14 protein-coding genes are annotated in these 15,822 nt (G+C 64.1%); 7 read left to right on the top strand and 7 right to left on the bottom strand.

The features are described 5' to 3' along the window. The first annotated feature begins 43 nt into the window (after nt 1-43). Nucleotides 44-256 carry a ParD-like family protein gene (locus AC5P74_RS06835; RefSeq protein WP_005415768.1) on the top strand — a complete coding sequence of 71 codons (213 nt, stop codon included), beginning with the start codon at nt 44-46 and terminating at the stop codon, nt 254-256. Between the two features lie 10 nt (nt 257-266). Beyond that, nucleotides 267-1,049, top strand: coding sequence for a type I methionyl aminopeptidase (map, locus tag AC5P74_RS06830; RefSeq protein ID WP_206620245.1), 783 nt, complete (start codon nt 267-269; stop codon nt 1,047-1,049). On the opposite strand, the gene AC5P74_RS06825 is transcribed toward map, so the two are convergent. Then, a complete protein-coding gene (locus AC5P74_RS06825; RefSeq protein WP_053498162.1) occupies nt 1,046-1,660 on the bottom strand; it encodes a LysE/ArgO family amino acid transporter in 615 nt (204 codons plus the stop codon). The two genes, map and AC5P74_RS06825, sit on opposite strands and share 4 nt — an antisense overlap. 105 nt (nt 1,661-1,765) lie before the next feature. Between AC5P74_RS06825 and AC5P74_RS06820 the strand changes: the two genes are divergently transcribed. From AC5P74_RS06820 to AC5P74_RS06800, 5 genes are all read left to right on the top strand, one after another. Next, entirely contained in the window at nt 1,766-2,659 is an 894-nt protein-coding gene (locus AC5P74_RS06820; protein ID WP_053498160.1) for a LysR family transcriptional regulator ArgP, read from the top strand. A 78-nt stretch (nt 2,660-2,737) separates the two neighbouring features. Continuing rightward, nucleotides 2,738-4,144, top strand: coding sequence for a TolC family protein (locus AC5P74_RS06815; RefSeq protein ID WP_053498158.1), 1,407 nt, complete (start codon nt 2,738-2,740; stop codon nt 4,142-4,144). Further along, nucleotides 4,137-5,150 carry an HlyD family secretion protein gene (locus AC5P74_RS06810; RefSeq protein WP_005415763.1) on the top strand — a complete coding sequence of 338 codons (1,014 nt, stop codon included), beginning with the start codon at nt 4,137-4,139 and terminating at the stop codon, nt 5,148-5,150. The genes AC5P74_RS06815 and AC5P74_RS06810 overlap by 8 nt, the downstream gene beginning before the upstream one ends. Next, nucleotides 5,135-6,322 carry an ABC transporter permease gene (locus AC5P74_RS06805; RefSeq protein WP_329841619.1) on the top strand — a complete coding sequence of 396 codons (1,188 nt, stop codon included), beginning with the start codon at nt 5,135-5,137 and terminating at the stop codon, nt 6,320-6,322. Before AC5P74_RS06810 ends, AC5P74_RS06805 begins: the two co-directional genes overlap by 16 nt. After that, nucleotides 6,319-7,446, top strand: coding sequence for an ABC transporter permease (locus AC5P74_RS06800; RefSeq protein WP_053498152.1), 1,128 nt, complete (start codon nt 6,319-6,321; stop codon nt 7,444-7,446). Before AC5P74_RS06805 ends, AC5P74_RS06800 begins: the two co-directional genes overlap by 4 nt. A gap of 128 nt (nt 7,447-7,574) precedes the next feature. Here the strand turns inward: AC5P74_RS06800 and AC5P74_RS06795 are convergent, their stop codons facing one another. The 6 genes from AC5P74_RS06795 to AC5P74_RS06770 form a co-directional block, all read right to left on the bottom strand. Beyond that, entirely contained in the window at nt 7,575-7,943 is a 369-nt protein-coding gene (locus AC5P74_RS06795) for a glycine zipper 2TM domain-containing protein (protein ID WP_005415760.1), read from the bottom strand. A gap of 165 nt (nt 7,944-8,108) precedes the next feature. Then, nucleotides 8,109-10,331 carry a methyl-accepting chemotaxis protein gene (locus AC5P74_RS06790; protein WP_070489261.1) on the bottom strand — a complete coding sequence of 741 codons (2,223 nt, stop codon included), beginning with the start codon at nt 10,329-10,331 and terminating at the stop codon, nt 8,109-8,111. A 210-nt stretch (nt 10,332-10,541) separates the two neighbouring features. Further along, nucleotides 10,542-10,934, bottom strand: a complete 393-nt coding sequence (locus AC5P74_RS06785; protein ID WP_346607494.1) for a hypothetical protein — start codon at nt 10,932-10,934, stop codon at nt 10,542-10,544. Beyond that, complete coding sequence (locus AC5P74_RS06780) at nt 10,934-11,716, bottom strand: DUF2628 domain-containing protein (RefSeq protein ID WP_346607493.1); 783 nt, start codon at nt 11,714-11,716, stop codon at nt 10,934-10,936. The genes AC5P74_RS06785 and AC5P74_RS06780 overlap by 1 nt, the downstream gene beginning before the upstream one ends. 776 nt (nt 11,717-12,492) lie before the next feature. Beyond that, entirely contained in the window at nt 12,493-12,942 is a 450-nt protein-coding gene (locus AC5P74_RS06775; RefSeq protein WP_346607492.1) for a DUF6911 family protein, read from the bottom strand. Between the two features lie 2 nt (nt 12,943-12,944). Next, nucleotides 12,945-15,794 (bottom strand): cytidine deaminase-like fold-containing protein, encoded by a 2,850-nt coding sequence (locus AC5P74_RS06770; RefSeq protein WP_495222479.1) that lies wholly within the window; start codon nt 15,792-15,794, stop codon nt 12,945-12,947. Nucleotides 15,795-15,822: the final 28 nt, after the last annotated feature.

Genomic DNA, 15,822 nt, shown 5'->3' with positions numbered 1-15,822 from the left:
ACGAAACATATACGCTTCGTATATTCCCACTCCAGGACCGCCGATGGGCATCGTCAACATCGATGACACCCTGCACGACCAGTTGCGCCGTGCCTGCACTGTCTCCAGCCGTTCGATCAACGCCCAGGCCAACTTCTGGATCCGGGTCGGCATGCTATGCGAGATGAACCCCACGCTGAGCTTCCAGGACATCGTCGCCAGCGAACTGCGCGCAGCCGGCGTGCAGCCGCCGCTGCTGGCACCGGGACAGGTCTGAGCAGATGGCGATCATCAAGCGCCCCGACGAGATCGCGCTGATGGCCGAATCGGGCCGCCTGCTGGCGCAGGTGTTCGCCGCGCTCGACCGGCTGCCGCTGCAGGGCCGCAGCACGATGGAGATCAACGATTTCGTCGAACGCATGATCGTTGACGAGCTGCAGGCGCGGCCGGCCAGCAAGGGCCAGTACGGCTTCCCGTACGTGCTCAACGCCTCGATCGACAACGTGATCTGCCACGGCGTACCCAGCACCACCGACGTGCTGCGCAACGGCCAGATCGTCAACCTCGACATCACCCTGGAGAAGAACGGCTACATCGCCGACTCCAGCACCACCTACCTGGTGGGCGAGGTCGACTACGCCGCGCGCAGGCTGGTGCAGGCCGCCTGCCAGGCGATGTGGGAAGGCATCGCCGCGGTGCGCCCCGGCGCGCGCCTGGGCGACATCGGCCACGCCATCGCCCGCTACGCGCGCAGCCACGGCTACAGCGTGGTGAAGGAATACTGCGGCCATGGCATCGGCCAGGAAATGCACGAGGAACCGCAGATCCTGCACTACGGCCATCCCAACACCGGCCTGGTGCTGGAGGAGGGCATGGTGTTCACCATCGAGCCGATGCTCAACCAGGGCAGGCCGGCCATCCGCCAGCAGCCGGACCAATGGCCGGTCTACACCCGCGACGGCAAGCTGTCTGCCCAGTTCGAGCACACGGTGGCGGTTACCCGCAACGGCGTGCGCGTATTGACCCTGCGCCCCGGCGAAACGCCATTGTGCGCGGTGGATGCGGCCTAGAGCGGACGCAACAGAAGCAGCGTTGCCAGGCAGAACATGAAGATCGCGACGCCCCCATCCAGCACCCGCCAGGCGTCCGGCCTGCGGAACACCGGCTGCACCAGGCGCGCGCCATAGCCCAGCGTGCAGAACCAGGCCACGCTGGCGGCGCACGCACCGGCGGCGAACGCCCAGCGCAGGTCACCGGGGTAGCGCGTGGACAGGCTGCCCAGCAACACCACCGTATCCAGATAGACGTGCGGGTTGAGCAGGGTGAAGGCCAGGCAGGTCAGCAGCACCTGCCGTCCGCTGCCGCCCTGCGCCTCGGCGGCGGCCAGCGCACTGCCACCCCGCCATGCGCGCAGCCCCGCCTGCAGGCCATACCAGAGCAGGAAGGCCGCGCCACCGAAGCGCAGCCCCTGCAGCAGCAGCGGCCACTGCAGCACCAGCGCGCCCATGCCGCCCACGCCCGCCAGGATCAGCACGATGTCCGCGCCGGCGCAGGCCAGCACCACCTTCCCCACATGGCGCTGCTGCAGGCCCTGGCGCAGCACGAAGGCGTTCTGCGCACCGATGGCGATGATCAGGCCGGCACCTGCGAACAGGCCGGCGGCGGCAGCGGCGATCCACATCAGGACAAGCCAGGCAGCGAAGGGATGCACAGGGTGCGGCCAACGGTCGGTTAAGACAATCTGGTTTTTCTTTATCCTGTGCAGAAAAACTGAAGGGGCGCCGACATGGACCTGGTACACCCGCAACTGGCCGCGTTCGCTGCCGTACTGGAGGAAGGCAGCTTCGAGGCTGCGGCACGCCGCCTGTCGATCAGCCCGTCGGCACTGTCGCAACGGATCAAGGCCCTGGAGGACAGGCTCGGGCAGGTCCTGGTGGTGCGCCAGGCCCCCTGCCGACCGACCGCCGCCGGTGAAGCGCTGCTGCGCCGGGTACGCCCGATGCAGGCGCTGGAAGCCGAGGCGCTGGCCGAGCTGCTACCCGAGCGTGGCAACGACGCTGCGCGTACGCCCATCCCCCTGGCAGTCAACGACGACTCGCTTGATACCTGGTTCGTGCCCGCCATCGCCGACCTGCACCAGCGCCATGGCTACCTGTTCGACCTGCGCATGGACGACCAGGACCACACCCTGCAGCTGCTGCGCGATGGCAGCGTGCTCGGCGCAGTGACCGCCGAAAGCCAGCCGGTGAAGGGCTGCAACGTGCACCCGCTCGGCGCCATGCGCTACCACGCGATCGCTTCGCCCGGCTTCGCCCGCCAGTACTTCAACGATGGCATGCAGGCCGCGGCCCTGGCGCGCGCACCGATGCTGGTGTTCAACCGCAAGGATGAACTGCAATGGCGCTTCGTGCGGCGCCTGACCCGCGCGCGACTGCAGCCGCCGCTACACTACCTGCCCTCTTCCACCGGTTTCGTCGAAGCTGCCGCGTGCGGACTCGGTTGGGGCATGGCCCCGGAAACCCTGGTCGCGCCCGCCGTGCGCGCCGGCCGCGTGGTGGTACTGGAACCCCGCCGCTGGCTGGATGTGCCGCTGTACTGGCAACATGCCGCCGTGCGCTCAAGCACGCTGCAGCACATCACCCAGGCGCTGCGCACTGCGGCCAGCGGCACCCTTCGTTGAGGACAATCCGATGACCGCAGACTCGGGCTTCACGCCGCGCGCACTACCGTTTGCGCACTTCTTTACCACTGGGACGGCATGGGCGTGATCGGCCGACGTACAAGGATGCACCGCGCGAAGGCCGCGCTGGCGCTGGTGCTGGCGACCTGCCTGCCAACCGCTGCGTCCGCGCAGAACAGCAACGACGCCCCCGCATTGGACTGGGAACAGGCACGCCAACGCCTGGAGCAGGTCTCCGATGCACTAGCCGCCGCAGATGCAGCGGTGCGCAACAAGCAGGACCTGCAGGACGCCACGCGCCTGCTGCGCCTGCCGGAGATCACCGGCGAAGTGCGCCGCCTGCAGTTCCAGAAGACCCTGACCCTGCCACTGGGTTCGCTGGCGCCCGTGGCTGAAGCCTTCGGAATCGATTCGCCGCTGTCGTTCACCGAGCGCGACTGGCGTACCCGCCCGGTAGTGACCGCGGTGCTGCCGCTGTACACCGGCGGCGTGATCCCGGCCGCGCAACGTGCGGCCAGCGCCGCCCATGAGCAGGCCAACGCCGAGCGCGAGGCACAGCGCCAATCATTGACCGTGCAGCTGGCCCAGGCCTACTTCGGCCAGCGCCTGGCCGAGCAGGCGGTGGACGTGCGCCGCGACGTACGCGACGGCCTCAACCGCCACCTGTCCGATGCAGAAAAGCTGGAGCGCGAGGGCTTCGCCACCCGCGCCCAGCGCCTGCAGGCCACCGTGGCCCGCGACAAGGCCGAGCGCGAATACCAGAAGACGGTGAACGATCTGGCTACGCTGAAGGCCGCGCTGGCCACGCTGCTGCGCAGCGGTGGCGAGGTGCAGCCGGTGTCGCCGCTGTTCGTGCAGCGCGTGCCGATGGAACCGGTGGCCAGCTTCGAGCGCACGGCGCAGGCGCGCCAGCCGCAGATCGCGCGCTTGCGCGCGATGGTGGCGCAGGCCGAACAGGGCGTGCGCGTGCAGCAGGCCAAGCTGAAGCCGCAGATCTTCGCCTTCGGCCAGTACGACTTCCGTCGCCGCGACGAGATGCTGACCGACCCGGACTGGGCGTTCGGCATCGGCCTGAAGTACACCTTCCTGTCGCCGAACTCGCGGCCGGCGCAGATCAGCGCCGCGCGTGCGCAGCAGGACCAGGCCGAAGCGGGCCTGCGCGAGGCCGAGAACCAGGTCGCACTGGGCGTGCGCAAGGCCTGGAACGAACTTGAGACCGCGCGCCAGCAGTTCGTGCTGCTCGACAGCAGCATCGCCCAGGCACAGGAAAACCTGCGCCTGCAGGAGCTGGCATTCCGCGAAGGCCAGGCCACCTCGCTGGATGTGATCGATGCGCGGCTCGGCCTGGGCGGCGCCCGTGTCGAGCGCGCACAGGCCGCCTACCAATACGACATTGCGCTGGCACAGTTGCTGGAGATCAGTGGACAGATGGACCGTTTCGAAGAATTCCGGCGGCGTGCGGACGAGGTGATCGACCATGAGTGATGTGCTGCACGACGATGCGACGACGCCCCCCGGCAAGCGACGGCTGGGACCGATCCTGCTGGTGGTCCTGCTGGTCGCGGTGGTGCTCGGCCTGTGGCTGGCCTGGCGCAGCCCGGCCGACCAGATCCAGGGCATGGCCGATGCGGACACGATCAACGTGGCCGCCAAGATCACCGCGCGCGTGGCCGAGCTGAAGGTGCGCGAGGGCGATCGCGTGCAGCCCGGGCAGGTGCTGTTCCTGCTCGACAGTCCCGAAGTGGCCGCCAAGGAACAGCAGGCGCACGGCGCATTGGCCGCTGCGCAGGCGGTGGCCGACAAGGCCGATGAAGGCGCGCGCAGCGAAGACATCCGTGCCGCCGAAGCGAACTGGAAGCGGGCCGAAGCCGGCGCGACGCTGGCCGAAGCGACCTACCAGCGCGTGCAGAACCTGTTCAACGAAGGGGTGATGACCCGGCAGAAGCGCGATGAAGCGCATGCCCAGGCCACCAGTTCGCGCGAACTGGCCCGCGCCGCCCGCGCGCAGTACGACATGGCATTGGCCGGCGCCCGCGAGCAGGACAAGCGCGCCGCGCAGGGCCAGGTACAGCAGGCGCAGGGCGCGGTGGCCGAGGTCAACGCCGCGCGAGCAGAAGTGGAAGGACGTGCGCCGGTGGCGGGCGAGATCAACAAGCGCATGGCCGATCCGGGCGAGCTGGTGCCGGCCGGCTATCCGGTGTTCACCCTGGTCGACATCGACCGCATGTGGGTGGCGATGAACCTGCGCGAATCGCAGATGCAGGGCCTGAAGGTCGGCAGCAAACTGCAGGGCAGCGTGCCGGCGCTGGGCCTGGATGGTGAGTTCGAGGTCTACTTCATCAATCCGGCCGGCGACTACGCAACCTGGCGTACCACCCGCCAGTCGTCCGGCTATGACGTCCGCAGCTTCGAGGTGCGGGTGCGCCCGGTACGCCGCATCGAGGGCTTCCGCCCCGGCATGAGCGTGCTGTTCGCATGGCCCCAGCACTGAGCCCGGACCGCAACGGCTTCGCCGCTTCGTGGCGGCGCGAGCTGCAGTCGCTGCGCAGCAACCGCGCCGACCTGCTGCTGGTCACCCTGCTGCCCCTGCTGATGCTGGTGGTGATGGCGTGGATGTTCACCCCTTCGGTGATGCGCGACATCCCGATCGCGGTGGTTGACCTCGACCACAGCAGTGACAGCCGCCTGCTGCTACGCATGCTCGATGCCAGCCCAGGCGTGCGCATCGCCAGCCAGCCAGCGGACCTGGAGGAGGCACGTTCGCAGCTGCGCAGCCTGGACGTGTTCGCCATCGTGCTGGTGCCGCGCGATGTCACCCGGCAGGCGCTGCGTGGGCGCCAGGGCACGGTGTTCGCCTATTACAACGCCACCTACATGACCACCGGCCAATCGGCGTCGCGCGACATCGGCGACGCGGTCTCGGCCTGGAACGCACGCCTGCTGCGCGAGCGCATCGGCCTGCAGGTCGGCCCGGGCAAGCTGCGCGCGGCACCGATCGCGGTGCAGTCGGACATCCTGTACAACCCGGCGCGCAGCTACGAGCTGTTCCTGCTGCCACTGATCTTCCCCGCAGTGCTGTCGCTGGTGCTGGCACTTGCGGTGGCCGGCAGCCTCGGCCGCGAGATCCGCGATGGCACCCTGCCCGCCTGGCTGGCTCGCACGCCGTGGTCGGCGATTGCCGGCAAGGTCGCCCCGTACCTCCTGCTGTTCTCGCTGTATGGCGCGCTCGGCATCGGCTATCTGGCCTGGCTGCGCGGCGATGGTGTGGCCGGCAGCGTGCTTCTGCTGCTGATCGCACAACCCCTGTTCTACCTGGCCACGGCCGCCTACGCGCTGTTCTTCGTCGGCGTCACCCGCGACATGGGCACCGCGTTGTCGGCGGTCGGTCTGAGCATCGGCACCGCACTGGCGTTCTCCAGCGCTACCTTCCCGGTGCTGGACGGGCCGTTGTTTACCCGCGTCTGGCACCAGCTGCTGCCATTGAGCGCCTACATCAAGCTGCAGACCCAGCAGCAGTTCATCGGCTCGCCACTGCAGGTTTCGGCATGGCCGCTGGCTACGCTGCTGTTGATGACGGTGGTGGCCGGTGGCATCGGCGGCCTGCGCCTGATCGCCTTTGCACGCACGCCTGCCGCCGCACAATCCGCAGGGGCTGACGCATGAGCATGCTCTGGCGCAGCCTGCGGCAGACCCTGATGGCGGTGCTGTGCGACCGCTACGCGATCGTGGTGATGGTCGGTGCGGTGATCCTGTATTCGTTCTTCTATCCAGCCGCCTACCGGCACCAGGTGGCCGGCAACCTGCCGGTGCTGGTGGTGGACGAAGACCATAGCGCGACCAGCCGCGAGCTGCTGCGCAAGATCGACGCACTGCGCGTTGCGCGCGTGGTCGGGCAACCGGCGGACGTCGACAGCGCACGCCAGCAGCTCGAAGCCGGCCACGCCGAAGGCATCGTCGTGATCCCGGCCAACCTGGAACGCGACATCCTGCGCGGCCATCCGGCCAAGCTGGTATTGCTTGGCAACGGCGCCTACCTGGGCCGTGCCAGCTGGGTGCTGGGCAGCGTGGCCGATGCACTGGGCGCATTCGGGCGCGACGCCGTGGTCGGCCAGGCCGCCTTCATGGGCGCGCCACAGGCACCGCCGGTCACCCTGGTACAGCGCCCGCTGTACAACACCCAGGAAGGCTATGGCAGCGCCATCGTGCCGGGCGTGGCGGAGCTGATCGTGCACCAGACACTGCTGATGGGCATTGGCGTCCTGCTCGGCGGCCGCCGCCTTGCGCTCGGCCGGCGCCTGCGCTTCGACCTCCCGACCCTGGCCGGCATGGCGATGGGCTTCGGCCTGATCGGCCTGTTCGGTTTGTTCTGGTATGCCGGGTTCACCGCCTGGGTGCAGGACTATCCACGGGGAGGCAACCCGCTGGGCCAGCTGCTGGGCGGCATCTTGTTCATCGCCGCGACGGTGGCGTTCGGCCTGTTCATCGGCAGCTTCTTCCGTACCCGCGAACGCGCGTTCCAGTACATCATCGCCACCTCGATCCCGCTGTTTTTCCTGGCCAACCTGTCGTGGCCGGCGGTGATGACGCCGCAACCGCTGGTCTGGCTGGCACAGCTGCTGCCGACCACCTCGGGCATCAACCTGATGGTGCGCCTGAACCAGATGGACGCCCGCCTGGCCGACATCGGCCACGAACTGATCACCCTCACCGTCCTGCTGCTGCTCTACGGCAGCCTCGCCACCTGGCGCCTCCTCGCAAAAAAGGGGACGGAGGGGATTAAGTCGTAACCGGCCGGTTTGGGAGATTGCGACTTAATCCCCTCCGTCCCCTTTTCCTGCAACGAAGAACGCCGGCGCGGGGCCGGCGTTCGAGTACTGCGATGTGGAAGGGGAAAACTGGGGCTGTCGGCGATCGATCAGCGATAGACGCGTTCGCAGCGGCGCTCGACCACGCGGTCGCCATTCTTCTGCTGGCTGTTGCCCTGGATCTGGCGACCGGCCGCACCACCGGCCACAGCACCGGCCACGGTAGCGAGCTTCTTGCCATTGCCGCCGCCCACCTGGTTGCCCAGCAGGCCACCGATCACCGCGCCGGTGGCCGTACCGGCGATGCGGTTCGGATCGCGCGAGTTGCGCTGCACTTCCACGTTCTTGCAGACCACACGGCTGCCGTCATTGAACTTCCGCCCTTCGTCGCGCGGCCCGTAGGTCTGCGCCCCTGCAACGGACGAAGCCGCCAGCAGGGTGCCGAGCACAAGCAGTCGGGTCGAGGTCTTCATGGCCATCTCCTGAGTTCCGGAATGGCGCCAGTGTCCACCCGCAGTTGGCAACCGGAAGTGAAATGGGCGTGTCCGCCACCTCATCGGCCATCGCGCGTTCAGGAAGAAAATCCGCGCCCATCACGATCAGCCATCGTGATGGGCGCCGTCTCCCTACCGGCGTGCCACGTTCTAGAACTCTTCCCAACCACCGGCATTGGCCGCCAGTGTCGGTTCGATGCGGGGTGAAAGCGCAGCGGGCCGGCGTACCGGGGTGACCGTCGCAGCTACCGCTGCCAATGCGGGGCGTACCACCGCCGCTGCCGTCGCCGCACCCGTGCGGAACACCGAAACCGCCTCAGCCAGCAGGTTGGCCTGCTCTTCCATCGAGCGTGCCGCTGCACTGGCCTCTTCCACCAGCGCCGCATTCTGCTGCGTGGTCTCATCCATCTGCACCACCGCCTGGTTCACCTGCTCGATGCCCGAGCTCTGCTCCTGCGATGCGGCGGAGATATCAGCCATGATGTCGGTCACGCGCTGCACCGACGCCACGATCTCGCCCATCGTGGTACCTGCCTGGCGGACCAGCGCCGATCCATCGGCGACCTTGCCGACCGAATCCTCGATCAGGCTCTTGATCTCCTTGGCCGCACCGGCCGAGCGCTGTGCCAGCGTGCGCACCTCACTGGCCACCACCGCAAAGCCCCTGCCCTGCTCGCCGGCACGCGCGGCTTCCACCGCCGCGTTCAAGGCCAGGATGTTGGTCTGGAAGGCGATGCCGTCGATGACACTGATGATCTCGGCGATCTTCTTCGACGAGGCTTCGATGGCCGACATCGTGGTGACCACCTGGCCGACCACCTCGCCGCCCTGCGACGCGACACCGTGCGCGCCGATGGCGAGCTGGTTCGCCTGGCGTGCATGCTCGGCGTTCTGCTTCACGGTGGAGGTCAGTTCCTCCATCGATGCTGCGGTCTCTTCCAGATTTGCCGCCTGCTGTTCGGTACGCCGCGACAGATCGGTGTTGCCCGAGGCAATCTCGCCTGCCGCCAGGTTGATGCTGGACGCGCTGGACTGGATGCGGCCGACAATCTGCTTGAGCTGATCGACGGTGGCATTGCAGTCATCGCGCATGCGGGCGAACACGCCGTGGAAGTCACCCTGCATGCGCACGGTCAGGTCCCCGCGCGAGATCGCCTGCAGCAGCGTCGACACCTGCACCAGGTTCTCGTCGGTGGTCTGCATCAGGCGATTGAGCCCTGCCACCATGTCGCGGAAATCATAGGCGAAGCGATCTTCATCGCCGCGCAGGCTGAAGTCGCCCGCCGCCGCGGCCGTCGCCAGCCGGCGGATCTCGCCGTTGATCGCCGACAGGCTGGTCTTGGTCTCGTCCATTGCCTGGGTGATCGCCGCCTTCTCGCCCGGCAGCGGATCCATGTCCACCGACAGGTCGCCCTGGGCGTAATGCTTCATCACTTCGATCAGCCGGTTCTGCACCTGCACGTGCGAGCCGACCAGCGCATTCGTCTCGTGCACCATGCGCCCGTAGTCGCCGGGGAAGGCAGCCTCGTCCATGCGATAGCTGAGGCTGCCGGCATCGTGCTGGCGGGCCAGCTCGCCCTGCGCCGCCATCACCGACTGCAACTGCGCCTGCATGCGCTGCATCGACCTGAGCAGCTGCGTCACCTCATCGTTGCCGGACGCGTCGATGCTGTTGTCCAGCCGCCCGTTGGCGATGCCGTCGGCCAGCTTCACCGCACCTTCCAGCGGGCGGGTCAGGCTGCGGGTGATGGCCCACGCGGCCAGCGAGCCCAGTATCAGGCTCAGCACCCCGAACACGATCGACAACGTGCCGGTCCAGGATTCCGTTGAACGATATTCCTCGCGGCTGCGCGCGGTCAGTGTCTCCTGGTGCCGCAGCAGGGCCGAGATCGCCTCATTCCATGCGGTAGCCAGTCCGTGCTCGGCGAGCAGTTCCTTGGCCGCACCGTCGAAATCACCGGCCTTCATGCGCTCGTGCAGATGCTGGGTGGAGGCGTCGGTGGCCTTGCGTGCCGCGTCGATCTTCGCCACCAGGGCATCACCGGTGGCATCGCGTGGAATCTTGATGTACTTGGCCCAGATACCGTCGTAGGTCTGCGACAGCTCCTGCGCCTTCTGATAATCCTTGTCGAAATCCTCACCGCGCTTGATCACCATCAGCCGGCGATGCATCAGCACCGCGTTGTTGGTATCCAGCATCTCGTTCAACAGCCGCATCTTCACCATGTTGACGTCCACCACCTTCGAGAACTGGGCAGACTTCAGATGGTTTCCGTACAGCGCCAGGCCGACGATGGCCACGATGAACAGCAGCAGCAAACCGAACCCGGCCCCCAGCCGGGATCCCACACGGAGGTTGCGTAAGGCGAGCATCTCAATTCCCTTGATCATGGCCGTACGATCGATGGCGGCGCAGGCAGGGGAAACTTTATGGGGCGATATTATTATATCGATCCAAAACTCTGGAACTGTGCAGACAGGTGTGAAATCAGACGATCCACGGACGTGTTATATCCATAAGGTATATCACCACTGATAGTCAGAATGAGAACGGGCCGGGGCCTGCCGCTCCGGTATCCAGCATTACGGTGCAGCAGGCCCCGGAAGGACCAGATCCTGCCCGAGCCTTGCCGCAAAGACGCTCTCGAACTGGAACGAGAGCACAAACCGGAACCCGCACATCGCGGCGTAGCGCTTGATGAAGCGGCAGATTTCCTCCCAGGCGCTTTCAAACCCGCTCGCGCGGAAATGAAACGAGCCGAGCAGGCCCACCTGCCACGAGGCCTCAATCCCTTCCGCTGCGAGTGCCTCCGGCGGGTCGACGATGCCGAACCCGAAGCCGGTGTTGGACGCTGGAAGATATCCACGCAGACCGCCAGTATCGCTGGAGAACCCGGCTTGGATCGAACCCAGAGCGTGCAGCACGGCCCCCAGATCGGCACCGGCTTCGACCTCGAGAAACAGCGAAATGCTCATTACCTGCGCAAGCCGATGAGGGTATGCCCATTGAAGAACTGCATCTTTCCCTCGATCGTGAAGTCCGTGCGCCTGATCTCGCCCAGCATCATCTCGCGCTGCGCCTCGCTCAACGTGCACGGCTCCAAAGCATTGGCCTCCAGCACTCGCCCCGGGGGCGCCAGCCGCAGCTCGACAATGCAGGCATTGCCCTCGACGGGAATACCTGCTGGCCACGCCGTCATTGCGATCGCACGCATTTGCTCCTGGTACGCCACCCGCTCTGCTTCCTCTATCCGCGGGTCCGGCAGATCCGGCGGGTTCGCCGCCACGTGCACAGCAGACTGCGCGAGCGTTAGCTCTGATATCGAACCAACGATCAGATTGATCAGGGTGTTCTGTGAGGCCGTTACCGCCAAGGCGATCACCAGAGCGGTGTAGCTGACGCCGCCAGCCGTCTGCAGCCCAAGGTGCCGCCGATGTGCCCCGCGATGCTCGGCATCAACCTTGCGGACAATGCTTCGGCAATGCGCCAGGTACAACGGATTCGCCAGGATTCCTGCAAGTACGCGAAACACCAGGAAAGAGAGCAACGACAACCATGGCAGCCCCATCAGCACGAAGGCGGTCATCATCAACGGCGAAAGGATGAACCAGAGCGCTCCCCACGCATGCATGCGCCGGAAGAAGAACCAGAGTGACGAGAACAGGAATGCCGGCCAGTTCCATCGCCTTGGCGCCCTGCTGCTTGCTTCGTACAGCCTCCAGTGGCGGAGATAGGTGGAGAACCTGTCTCCTACCACGATCGCCAGTGCATCCTTTTCGCTCAGCCCATTGGAGGCTGTATCTGTGCGCTGTACTGCTTCACCGACAGTGCTGCCGAAGGCGGGTCAATCCTTACTCTCATTATCTTTTATCCAAACTCGCCACGAAACTCAACCTTGCTCCAGACAGGCTCCTCTGTCACCTCAGCATGAGGCCTACCGCGGCCGACAAGAATCTCGACTTCGAGGTCACAACCAAATTCAAGATCCCCTTGCATCGCCCGCCCCCCTTTTGATCCCTACTGCCATCAGAGAAGCCGCCACCTAAACCCCTACGACCTAACCTTTCCAACCGACTCGATCCAGTCAACCCAGACAGAGGAATCATTCAGGCAACCGCAATCATCTAAAGGCGACGTGAAAGGCCCAATAACTTCGAACAGCGGAAGATCCTCACCGGATCGACCAAAAAACGCCTCGAGGAATACCAGCGTTACCGAGAACGCATCCAGCAACGTCAAACGTCCACCTGATGAATTAATTTGCGCGCTACAGAATTCAGAATTAAGAACATTTCCATCAACTGAAATATCAGCAAAATGCGTCGCATCAGCCACCCCACATCGCCGGGTCGTTGGGCAAGTCATTCGCCCACAGAAATACCCACCGGAAATAATAGATCAACAAGAGTGCCCCACCCCTCTCCCCATATACTTATTCAGGAAAATTTATTAGGCGACCTGAAATAATGGCAAGGGATTGCCGCATGATTATCTATTTTCGCTTCGACCAAGAGTTGCAGCACCTCTCGGAATTTATTGCAATGGATCCCAAGGCGACCTGAAGAACACAAGCCCATCAAGAAGATCTCCTTGGCTGTAAAACTCACCAAACAATCGAAGTGCAACATCGACATCACTGCACACTTTTCGAGAATCCCACATATCATCGTCAAATTTCACGTAGCCACTGGCCGTTCCATCATCAGGCCCACACCACTCCAGAATTTCCATCCTCATATCATCCGAAGAAGTAAAAGCAAGCAACCTGAAATTGCCCGGATTTGCGTCCATGCTCATCTTTCGAATGTAACCGCTTGCTTCGAGAAGCCGCAATCTTACTCGCCCTCCTTGAGCGAACACTGCTCTAACCCCAGCCTCAACCCTACTCCAGACCACCCTCTCTGCGATTTCAACGTGCGGCTTGGAACGCCCAATAAGAATTTCAACCTCGAACGCTCGATCGTCCTCAAGACTATCGTCCACCATCATTTCCATCCGATCCCCCTTACCCCAACATGGACTCTACCATTGCTCGCATCCAGCACTCTCACACTATTCAAACCGGCGCGGTCAGCAGCCTTTCCGATATCAGACATACAGAAATCACAAACAGATCTGCCTCGAACGACCATACTCATATCCTGCCCTCTCGTAAGACCTGCATCGAACGCCTGTTGAATCAACGCGATCTCGGCATGCGCCTCTTTCATATTTGAATTTGGACGCCCTGGAGGCACCAGATCTGAGATCAAGGTCGGCCGATTCGGATCGGCTAAATGAGCTGGCCGCGACCCCTGATTGGTATCCCACAGCACTTGGCCACCAATACTACTCTCCGCGATTACCTCAATTGGTTTTCCACCACCGGGCAATATCGTGTTAAGCCTAACATCAACCTTCTGTAGCTCGAACAGATCAGATTTTAGCCTCTCGGCGGCGACCATTGATGAATCCGGAACTTGCAGAACGGGATATTCGATTAGACCGTGACCATCAATATTATCTGGCAGAAGATGCGGCGGCAACGAGCCATCCGGCTCCAATTTTACCGAGCGCGCCTTTCGAGCCCGTTCGAGTGCCTCTGAAGCAGCGGCCTCCAATGCGGTGGTCTTAGCCCCCTTTGCAAGGAACGCCTCAGGCCCTAACAAAGAGCTTCCAATATCAACAGTAAGCTTTCCGCCAACGTTCGCTGCTTGGTCGACATCCTCGAAATTCCACGAGTTTCGTCCACCAGCTAAGTAGTAGGCCAACCCCGCAGTCTTCTCCATGTACTCATTGATGGCCTGACTTATCGCGCTGTTGCGCTTTTGGGAGAAGGCCTGCAAGCCAAGCTTGTCCATCTCCTTGTAATCCGAGACCAAACCCAGCAGAACACCGATCTGGTTCATGCTTGCGGCGCCCGCCACCAGGTCCTTCCCCCCGGTCCAGAGCCCGTTTACGAAGGCAGCGCCAGCGACTGCTCGATTCGTCGACGACAGCCAGTCGGCTTCCGCACCGTAGCCTGCACCACGCAATAGATCGACAGTGTTCGAACCACACTCACCAACCAGCGAACAGTACACCTTCCTTTGCAGATCTTCAGTAGAAGAGTGAATGGCAATTTTTTCAAGGTTGACCCCAGAACCGGTATTCTTGCTCGCAGCGATGAGCTTATCGGCGTTTTCCGCCATCCACGCGTCATACTCCCCCTTATATATAGGAGAGTTATGCGATTCCAACGCAATCTTCGCAAGTGATCGCTGCTCACTGCACGCGATAGACCCTGGCACTTGGCACGCCATCAACAACTTGTAATCGCGCTCCGCGGAGAGCCGCTCGAAGTTCTCTTTGATATCGCAATCTTTGCCAGAGTCGGAACACATCAGAGTCGCCTGAAGGTACTCCATCCGCTCGTCGTGATTCAGGTAGTTGTTCTCAACGGAATTTTTCGCGATACCCATGCCCAATGTCGCGCCAGAAATTCCCGCACCGGAAAGTCCTCCCACCATTGCGCCGACCGCTTGTCCGAGCACCCTTACTTGCTCCGCCTGCTCGGGCGACAACTGCCCGTTATTCTGTTTGGCGTAGTAGTCGCCCAGGAACTTCGCCGCCAACTCACCACCACCGGCCGCCAACGCCCCACTCCCCGCCTTGCCACCATTGGCCTCTGCCAACAGCGCGCCCAGCAGCGCGTGCGACAGCATCTGCATGGCCTCGCTAGGCACAGCACTCTGCTTGTTCGGGTCAAAGGTCTTGCCGATCAGTTCAGCCGCATACGGTGCCAGCGCGTTGGAACCCAGCTGACCCAGCCCCTGTCCTTCAACACCACCGACCAACGCGCTGGTCACTGCGCCGAGCGCGCGGCCATAGACGCCATCCGGGGCCCACTTCTGCTGGGTAGCGAGCGCATCGGGGTAGGATGCATCGAACGCGACCAGGCGCTTGAACTGCTCCTCGGGACGAAGCGCGTCGAACGCCCGTCTCTCTTCGGGACTCATCGGCTCCCGATACTTGTCCGTGATCTTTTTCGCATCTGCACTGCCAATATCCCAGGCAATCTGCTGGCTGGTGGCCATCACCGTCCCCGCCGCAGCCGCCATCGCCTGCTGGTCTGCCAGCAGCTTGCTCGCATCCGGCAATGCCTCCAGCGCACGATGCGCTCCACTGGCGTCGGTGTTGATGCCCAGCTCTGCCGCCGACGTCTGCTTGCCACCGATGGTGATGTTGCCCTCGGTCAAGGTGGCAAGGGTGGAGCTGCTGTCGCTGCCCTTCTCCATCATCGGCAGGCCCGGACCACCTCGCGGTGCGGCCGTTCCCGGCTTGGGCGCCCCGCCATTCATCTGCCCGCCCGCACCGCCACTGATGCTGCCGGAGCTGGCTGCGTAGTCCATGTGGTTCTGCAGGTCAGTGAACGTCAGCGAATCCGCAGTCAGTTCACTGTTGCCCGCATGGGTGCTGGCAATCGCACCGCCCACCAGATTCACGTGGCCGGCATCGACGTGGTAGCCGCCGTTGCCGGCAAACAGGCCGCTCTGCTGGCCGACACCCTGATAGCTGCCGCTGGCCTTGCCTGCGCTGGCATACCCGTCGGCATTCCACGCGGTACCGAACGACACCTGCACGCGGCCACCGACCTGGCTGTTCCTGGACATGCTCTCGGCAATGTCCTGCAACGACTCGATCGTCAGCGTGCCGCCGGTCTTGACGTCGATGCGATCAGCGGTCGCCGTGGCGCCATGCAGTGTGGTATCGCCCTCGGCCTTCATCGAGATGTTCTTGCCGGTCAGCGTGGTGTTCTGCCAGGTGCTGCTCTCGGCATTGGCCTTGCTGCTGCCAACACTGGCTTCGGCGTACACGTACACGCCGGTCTGCGCCCCTACCGAG

The sequence above is a fragment of the Stenotrophomonas sp. YJH_SMC_94-11 genome (assembly GCF_059370435.1).
The sequence above is the reverse complement of the archived record's forward strand: the minus strand, read 5'-3'. Positions and strand labels throughout refer to the sequence as shown.

What these genes read in the sequence shown, in the direction of transcription:
- AC5P74_RS06800 (WP_053498152.1), top strand. Translation starts at nt 6,319, where the DNA reads ATGAGCATGCTCTGGCGCAGCCTGCGGCAGACCCTGATGGCGGTGCTG.
- AC5P74_RS06805 (WP_329841619.1), top strand. Translation starts at nt 5,135, where the DNA reads ATGGCCCCAGCACTGAGCCCGGACCGCAACGGCTTCGCCGCTTCGTGG.
- AC5P74_RS06815 (WP_053498158.1), top strand. Translation starts at nt 2,738, where the DNA reads ATGGGCGTGATCGGCCGACGTACAAGGATGCACCGCGCGAAGGCCGCG.
- AC5P74_RS06820 (WP_053498160.1), top strand. Translation starts at nt 1,766, where the DNA reads ATGGACCTGGTACACCCGCAACTGGCCGCGTTCGCTGCCGTACTGGAG.
- AC5P74_RS06795 (WP_005415760.1), bottom strand. Translation starts at nt 7,943, where the DNA reads ATGGCCATGAAGACCTCGACCCGACTGCTTGTGCTCGGCACCCTGCTG.
- AC5P74_RS06825 (WP_053498162.1), bottom strand. Translation starts at nt 1,660, where the DNA reads ATGTGGATCGCCGCTGCCGCCGCCGGCCTGTTCGCAGGTGCCGGCCTG.
- AC5P74_RS06785 (WP_346607494.1), bottom strand. Translation starts at nt 10,934, where the DNA reads ATGAGCATTTCGCTGTTTCTCGAGGTCGAAGCCGGTGCCGATCTGGGG.
- AC5P74_RS06835 (WP_005415768.1), top strand. Translation starts at nt 44, where the DNA reads ATGGGCATCGTCAACATCGATGACACCCTGCACGACCAGTTGCGCCGT.
- AC5P74_RS06810 (WP_005415763.1), top strand. Translation starts at nt 4,137, where the DNA reads ATGAGTGATGTGCTGCACGACGATGCGACGACGCCCCCCGGCAAGCGA.
- AC5P74_RS06790 (WP_070489261.1), bottom strand. Translation starts at nt 10,331, where the DNA reads ATGCTCGCCTTACGCAACCTCCGTGTGGGATCCCGGCTGGGGGCCGGG.